Origin of the sequence: Rivularia sp. UHCC 0363, assembly GCF_034931125.1 — a bacterium.
Lineage (GTDB): Bacteria > Cyanobacteriota > Cyanobacteriia > Cyanobacteriales > Nostocaceae > Rivularia.
This window is the reverse complement of record NZ_JAYGHM010000129.1, coordinates 1-7440: the sequence shown is the minus strand read 5'-3', so window position 1 is coordinate 7440 and position 7440 is coordinate 1. Positions and strand designations below refer to the sequence as shown.

The window sequence follows — 7440 nt, the reverse complement described above, 5'->3', positions numbered from 1 at the left end:
CCTAATTAAAGGATTTTCGCTTCCTGATTGTGGTTCTGCTTGTTCGTTATCTCGTTCAATTAAAAATTCTTGGTCAATTAAAGCTACTTGTTCGGGTTGATATCCCGATATTTCTAGTTCCTCTTGAGGAGTTAATTCATCATCAACTGATTCCAAATCATAGTTTTCTTGATTATTATTCATATAAAATTACTATTTATTAGTTTCATTACTCACTCCATCATTCCCCCACTCCCCCACTCTCCCCCTCCCCCTCTCCTCTCTCCGCCGTAAACTCAGAAATTTTAGTTATTTCCAAACCTGCACTTCTAATTTCATATAATTGCTGTTCTAATGCCGAATTTTTATTTAATTGTGGAGAAGGAATATCTACAGCTTGTAATCTAAAAGTACGATTAAAATTAATTTCCTCATCCGCACCACCAGCTAAGTTTACTAATACTCTTGTTGCCACCATGTCAACTTCCCATTCACCCATTTTTACCTGTCTGGGAGCAGATAGATAGGAAATAATTATTTTGGAACGAACTTGACCGCCAAATACGCGGGAAGGCGTGATATCAGCAAGTGCTTCTAATGCTGCCTGACGAAATCCCCCTTTGCCTGATTGAATTAGAAATGAAGCAATATAAGCGTTATTGCTAACACGTTTACCTTTACCTATATCTCTTCCTTTATCTAACTCTTTGGTTCCAGGAATAATACCATCCCAATTAAAAGTTAAATTAGCCCATTGTCTTACGGTATTTTTTATAACTTCTGGATGACGATATAAATAGTGTTGCTCCGAAATAACTAGAGCGCGACCGTTAACTAATTGCACAAACGTTGTTTTTCTGGCAGCAAGTTGATTAACTTTAAAACTTAAATACAATAGAAATAAAAAGCTTATCAAGCTAAATGTTGTCAGCCCGATAAAGCATAAGGGGAGTATATCTTTGGAATCTAATAATAACTTAGGTCGTCGAACCTGCCTTAATTTAAGCATCTGTTACACCTTTCCTACAAAACCAGTAGCTACAGCAATTACTCCGTCAAACGCTGCATTTACAAGTGCTGGAACTCTACTATTGATACCTGTATAAAGTGCAATTCCCCCACCACCCGCAATCAACAATGCAAGTGCAGGAGCAAAGATACTAATAAATGCTAGAAATGCTAAATCGGAAGCACTTTGAGCGCCAGCAGAAACAATTACAGTTGCAGCTAAACCAACTACAATGTTGTAGCCTAACTGCACTCCAAACAAAGATATAAAACCGCTCGCCCAAGCCCATATTGGTTTTGACCCTAAAGGCAACAAACTCAATCCCAAAGCAATTGGTGCAAATGTTGCAGTCATCATTAATGCAGCTTCCAAAATATTAACAAAAGCCCATTGAAGGGCATATAGAAATGTAATTAGTATTAAAGAAATAGAAGCATTGAAAACAGTACCAGGATTTTGTACAAAGTCTATTAATTCTGCAACTGCTAAACGTGCTTGTTCTAGCGGGGCATTATTTTGTTTTTCAGCTTCAGTGAGAATTTGTTCTACAATCGGTCTTTTTTCTTGGAGACAATCGGTAAGGGGTTTACCAGTCTTCCCCTGACATTCAGCGTAAATTGTAGAGACTTGAGTTTTGACATTCTGGGTTAAGGTAACGTTAGATATTGCACTTTTAAAAGTTGTATCGGCAAGTTGAATATCTAGAACGCTAACAACTTGTTGATGACCGATATTTCTGATGATAAGTACAGTTTGGGAAAGTAAATAACCGTTACTTCCTAGAAAAAGAGCAATCACCAATGGATAGATAAAAGATGCAGCTAACTCCGACCATAAAAATCGCTTTTCTTGATAATCGGCAGCCATCTTTATGGCAAGCATAATAATGCTCAAAGCTGCAAGCGTCGTACCAAGATTACATAAACCCGCCCATAATGTACCCGAAGGGTTAATTACGTCTCCCCACACTTTATTCCAAGATTCAACTGTCTGCTGACTCAGTTCAATACTACTTCTGACTAAACTAATTCCGACACTTGAATCGGAGAAGTTATCGACTTGAGAGAGGAGCGAGGGAGCGGGAGAGTGGAGGAGTGGGGGAGTGGGAGAGTGGGGGAAGAGGGGAGAGAGATAATTAAGAATCGCAGAGTATTTTTGTACTATAATCATTTTGATTGCATTTTTAATTAAGTGAAAGATGACAAGAGAATCATTCAAAAATCATAAAGATTTAGAAGTTTATAAAATGTATTTTGAGTCGGCAATGTTAATCTTCGAGTTATCTAAAAAATTTCCGATTGAAGAAAGATATTCCGTCTTCTGATCAAATTCGTCGTTCCTCTCGTTCGGTTTGTGCTAATTTTGCGGAAGCATGGCGTAAACGTAGATATGAGGGAGCATTTATTGCAAAACTTAGTGACTCGGAAGCAGAAGCAGCAGAGACTCAAACTTGGATTGAATTTGCGGTGCAATGTAAATATTTAGATGTTGAAGCAGGAAGAGATATTTATCGGAAATATAACTCTATTCTTGGGATGCTTGTTACCATGATTAACAATGGGCGAAAAATGGATAGTCAACACCAAAAAAACTAAATAATTCTTTCCCCCACTCTCCCACTCTCCCCCTCCCCCACTCCTCTATTCTCTTCCCAAAACGGAACCACCAGGCATCATTAGCAGAGAACCTTGAGATACAGCGCGATTCCCAACTGCGATCGCACTTTGTCTTTCTCTGGTATTTACTGCATTTAGTTCTGTAGCTGCTTGAGCAGTTAAAGTTAATCCCAAAGCGTTATCTTGTCGTGACTGATTCGCTTCTTTTAAGAGTAAATCGGAAATAGTAGTATTATTTTTTAGCTGTTGGGAAATGTTCTGAAGAATTTGCTGGGAAGTATCAGAATTTTGAGAATCATCTGACATTTGACTTGATTCAACCTCGGAACTAGCACTCAATTCAAGAGTATTTAGAGACTCCTGTTGAGCAGTTTTAGAAAGAGTTTTACTCTGCGCTACTTCAATTGCTCCTAATCTTTCACTTTGATTAGCTAAATCTTGACGAATTGCATAGGAATTAGGAATATTATTCTCCAACTTGTTAGACGTAATACCATCGGATGGAAACGAACCTTTCATGATTTCGCTTACAACCTGACCCAAATCGGGGACATCAACCGAACCAATTGAATTTTTAACGAGCTGCTTAATGTTACCGAAAAAATCGCCGCGAATAAAGGAACGTACATCATTAATAAATCCTTGAATTTCATTTGATGAGTTTTCGTTGAATGTTGAATTAGTCGTTTGGGTAACTCTTCGATTTTCCGGTATATCTGAGGTTGCTGCAAACGAAGAACTGATTTCAATCAGATTGAAACTAATAATTCCCATACCAATTATTGAAACACTTTTGATAACAAGATAAAAGTGATAAAGGTCAAAACTATCTGAATTGATTCTTTTACTTGTAGCTTCTGCTTTTTGTTTCCTATCTTCTCTACTTTTACCTCGAAATCTACGTATACGTTTCCTTGTTTTCAACTTTATCTTTTTCTGGTACATTTTTACCTTCTCCATTGATATGCAATAAATTTCTATTCTGTTTGATAGATGCAACATAAGCCCTGGTAAACTTAGCTAAACCTTGTAATTGTCCTTTGATGCTATTAGGGTATTGGGATAAAATTGCTCGACGTGTACTGCGTTCATCTTGATTTGTCGCTATTGCAGCTAAAGCCATTTCTCCGGGATAAAATCTGGTTTGCCAAAAGCGTCCTCCTTTCTCGATTAACCAGCAAGAATACAAATCGGAACGACGGGGAAAGAAGGATTCGGAAGCATTGCTCGCAATTATTTCAACCGGATATGACAGATATTTCTCAAATGAGGCAACAGCATTTGAAGTAATACAACCAGTAATTCTATAACTGATATTCTGCATAATCATAGCTGCTGCTACCGATTGACAGATTGTATCTGGGTCTTGGCTTGATAAAACTATACTTAATCCGTCTTTACGTGCAGTAGCGCAGAGTTCTCCCACCATTGCGCTGAAGCCATCTTTGCGGAACAATACAGAAAGTTCATCGCCGATAAAAAGACTTTTTAGATGAGAAAGCGCCACCCGTAAACAGGCTGCTTTTGCTGCAACAGCCATTGTGTATGAATCTTGGTCGTTACTCAAGCCTGTTAGAGCATAGAATTTGACCATCGGTTCCGGCGAAAAACTGCTCGGTTTACCTATAGCTGTTCCTAAAGGACTTACCAGTAATGCAGTAATCTGGCTGGTGATTTGATTTATTGCTTGATGGTCAATTGCTTCTGGTTTCTGAATATTTAACCGTGCAATTGTACAAAACCGGGCAAAATCCTTTAATGTTGGTATATCCTGCCATTCTTGAGATTTCCAACTTTTATAAAATGCCAAATTGTAGCGCTCGATGATATCGGGGTCACTTAAAAACACATCGAGTGCTTGCATCAAAATTGCATCTACTCGTTGTGCTAAATGGGGAGCATCTAAACGTCCCATAACTATGACGCTCAAAGCATTGCGTATAAACGAACGCCACGATTTCATCCGCGAAGCCCGTTCTGGAGCATCAAAGTCTCGTAAATCTGGAGGTTCCATCAAATTATTAGAAGCGCGGGATAAATCGAAATATGCACCCGAATCTCCTAATAGTGCGATCGCCACTTTAAAAGAACTTTCCCCATCAGCTGCGGGTATGTCCATCCCTACTACTGGTATTCCTTGCGATAGAGCATCGAGCATAAATCGCCACAGCAATACTGATTTACCAGAACCAGTTTTACCTGTAATTAATGCGTGTTGAGTGTGAGTGAATAAGTCTACGCAAACGGGTTTACCACCTCGATTAGTCAGAAATTCCACACCTTGGCTATCAAGTTCTTTAGGAAGAGTAAGAGGTAGAACACCTGCGATGGTTTCACTTTCCAATACCAGCCGTCGTTCGCTCAGAATTGAACTTGAATGTAAAATTCTTCGCCAGGTGATGGGTAAAGTTTCTAGCCAAATTAGATTCGCAATGTTTCTTTCTCTAACTACTTTAGCGGTACCAAAACTGTTGCACAGTAAGTCACACGCAAGGTCTAGGCTTTCTGCATTTTCGCGGTAAACTAAGAAGACAACTGCACAGTTAAGAGGAACAGCACCTTTATATAATTTTTTCTGTGCATCAAAGCTCTCTTCCTGCTTAATTTCCGCACCTACATCCCTACCAGTTCCTTTAAATAAGGCTCGTTCTCTAGCAGCTTTGGTTTGTTTAGCTTGACGGTGGAGATTGTCTTCGGTTAGGTAACGGTTGGCTCCTGAAATTTCTACCCAAGCTTCGGTATCTCGGACGTGATTTTCACTCAGAACTTTCCACATCCATGCAATTTGTTCTCTGGCACTCGTCCATGCGATTACAGTATCTACCATTGTTAAGACACCGCATACTTTGTCCTTCACATAAACGCGGTTTGTACATTGACGATGTTCCGGACATGAACTTCTACCTTTTTCTCCAGAAATCAAGATAGTTGTGGAGTGTTTAACAGAATTTTGGATTTCCGTTAATTTAATACCGCTATCTTTATCTTCTGCGATAACTAGTAGCTGAGGAATCGGTGGTGCAGTATATTTATTAAATCTGTTCCATAGCCAAGACCATAATTGTGTATCATCAAGTGGTGTAATTTCCAATCCCGCTTTTGTATTAAACAACATTTCCCATTGAATAAATCCCTGAGTATAGGCTTTCATCAATAAGACATTAAGAAGTTGTTCTTGCCTTTGTGATATTCGTCCAGTAACGTTATCTAATAAAAAACGTCCGGCTTTACCTGTGTAATGTATTAATTTAGATAAAGGGTCAGTTTTATTTTCTCCAAATTTATCTACAGTCCAGGTACAGAATACTATTTGCTGCCAAATTGACCTTGCTCCCTTACGAGTCAATTCTTGTACTCTTGCTTGTTCGTTGCGGATTAAGATGGAGGGTAGTTTTAAGGAACAATTTTGTGCAAGATTATTAAGATGCTCAAGTCTTGCAGAGTCATCCGAATAACGTCCTAAAAGAAATGTACATTTTTCTCCTGGAAGGATAGATTTCATAGCTTCGGAGATGGAAGCTGATATTGATGCTATTTCTTCTGGATAAAGTTGGTTGTGGATACCTTTGATTTGGAATGCAAAAACTACTTGAAATTGGTTTTCATCTTTGATATCACCTTGGTTGAGTAAAAATGCTCCTACTTTACGATTATCCCTTTCGATGCGAACCATGCAGCAGAGGTCTAGTTCGTTTTCAAAGGGAATGTACTGTGATTTTCCATTATTTTGGTCGATAGAATTTATCGAAGGAATGTGAGTTTTCATCAGCGTTTATGCTTTTTCAGTTGATTTCTGATGTTCCGAGAAAGTAAAGGAGACACATACATTGCTCCACCGATAATCCAGTTGCTACCTTTGGGTTTACGAAAACGATTAATATATTTATCCGGGTCTTTACCTGTCACAAACCACCAACTTAGAATTAACCAAAAACTGATAACTGCAACTTTGGGTATTCCCCAACTGAGCAATCCATCGAAGATAAAGTAGGAGACGGTGATAATTGCGAACCAAGGTAAAATTTGATTAGCTGGAATTGGACCAAAGCCCGCTTGTTTTCCTAATATTTTATTTACTTTAATCGGTTCTCTTTCCCAATCCATTCAACTATCTTTTTAATTACTAATTATTACTCCCCCACTCTCCCACTCCTCCACTCCTCCACTCCTCCTATCCCCCCCCTCCAGTAGTACCCGTTCCATCACCAATAAACAGGAAAGTAATAACATCAATTGTGAGAATAATTCCAATTGCTAAACCTGCTTGAGTTGCAATTGGTCGCCAGTCATTACCTTGCTGTGCTTGGTTATAAGCAAATAATGCTGCAACCCCAACTAACAGCAAAAAGACTCCACGGATTGCATTAAATACTAAAGTGATTGCTTCCGGGTCAATTGAACTTGTTCCCCCTGAAGAACTTTGTTCGGCAATATCTGTTAGAAACTGTTCCAATCCGCTTAAGAAAATTGCTTGTGCTGGCAATTCAAATACTGTTAGAGTTGCAGTTAGTGCAATAATTATTCCTGCGATATGCCAAAAGCGAATTTTTGCTTTTACGAAGTGGTTGAATATTGGGATGAAGCTGACGATTCTATTTAAACAGTAGAAAAATAAGGATAGGGATAAAATAATTGAGATTAAAAGTGGTTCTTTTACTGTCAAATAAACTAAGCTAAATCCTAAAAATAAGCTTGTTTTGGTATCTGTTTTCGTCCATACAAAGCTGGGTAAAAATGGTAGAATACCATAATAGTAAATATTCTTAGCAGCATATTTTAACTTCTTTTCTTCGCACAACCCATCAACAGAATCATGTTCATTGTTACTGTACATAC

The 7440-nt window shown here is 38.5% G+C and carries 6 protein-coding genes and 2 pseudogenes; 1 reads left to right on the top strand and 7 read right to left on the bottom strand.

What is annotated here, in order from left to right; translation table 11 throughout:
* The 3 genes and pseudogenes from VB797_RS34420 to VB797_RS34410 all read right to left on the bottom strand — a co-directional run.
* A pseudogene (locus VB797_RS34420) lies at positions 1-183 on the bottom strand (hypothetical protein); the annotation flags it as partial.
* 37 nt (positions 184-220) lie between these two features.
* Positions 221-823: a hypothetical protein gene (locus VB797_RS34415; RefSeq protein ID WP_323242300.1), complete on the bottom strand. Its 603-nt coding sequence runs from the start codon at positions 821-823 to the stop codon at positions 221-223.
* Positions 824-991: 168 nt separating this feature from the next.
* Positions 992-2158, bottom strand: a complete 1167-nt coding sequence (locus VB797_RS34410) for a hypothetical protein (RefSeq protein ID WP_323242299.1) — start codon at positions 2156-2158, stop codon at positions 992-994.
* Positions 2159-2186: 28 nt separating this feature from the next.
* Between VB797_RS34410 and VB797_RS34405 the strand changes: the two are divergent.
* Positions 2187-2587, top strand: a pseudogene (locus VB797_RS34405) (four helix bundle protein).
* A gap of 41 nt (positions 2588-2628) precedes the next feature.
* On the opposite strand, the gene VB797_RS34400 reads toward VB797_RS34405, so the two are convergent.
* From VB797_RS34400 to VB797_RS34385, 4 genes are all read right to left on the bottom strand, one after another.
* Entirely contained in the window at positions 2629-3549 is a 921-nt protein-coding gene (locus VB797_RS34400) for a hypothetical protein (RefSeq protein ID WP_323242298.1), read from the bottom strand.
* Complete coding sequence (locus VB797_RS34395) at positions 3503-6370, bottom strand: hypothetical protein (RefSeq protein WP_323242297.1); 2868 nt, start codon at positions 6368-6370, stop codon at positions 3503-3505. The genes VB797_RS34400 and VB797_RS34395 overlap by 47 nt, the downstream gene beginning before the upstream one ends.
* Positions 6370-6708 (bottom strand): hypothetical protein, encoded by a 339-nt coding sequence (locus tag VB797_RS34390; protein ID WP_323242296.1) that lies wholly within the window; start codon positions 6706-6708, stop codon positions 6370-6372. The genes VB797_RS34395 and VB797_RS34390 overlap by 1 nt, the downstream gene beginning before the upstream one ends.
* 67 nt (positions 6709-6775) lie before the next feature.
* Positions 6776-7438 (bottom strand): hypothetical protein, encoded by a 663-nt coding sequence (locus tag VB797_RS34385; RefSeq protein ID WP_323242295.1) that lies wholly within the window; start codon positions 7436-7438, stop codon positions 6776-6778.
* Positions 7439-7440: the final 2 nt, after the last annotated feature.

Coding starts and splice junctions, on each gene's coding strand:
- VB797_RS34395 (WP_323242297.1), bottom strand. CDS start 6,370: ATGAAAACTCACATTCCTTCGATAAATTCTATCGACCAAAATAATGGA.
- VB797_RS34390 (WP_323242296.1), bottom strand. CDS start 6,708: ATGGATTGGGAAAGAGAACCGATTAAAGTAAATAAAATATTAGGAAAA.
- VB797_RS34385 (WP_323242295.1), bottom strand. CDS start 7,438: ATGTACAGTAACAATGAACATGATTCTGTTGATGGGTTGTGCGAAGAA.
- VB797_RS34400 (WP_323242298.1), bottom strand. CDS start 3,549: ATGTACCAGAAAAAGATAAAGTTGAAAACAAGGAAACGTATACGTAGA.
- VB797_RS34410 (WP_323242299.1), bottom strand. CDS start 2,158: ATGATTATAGTACAAAAATACTCTGCGATTCTTAATTATCTCTCTCCC.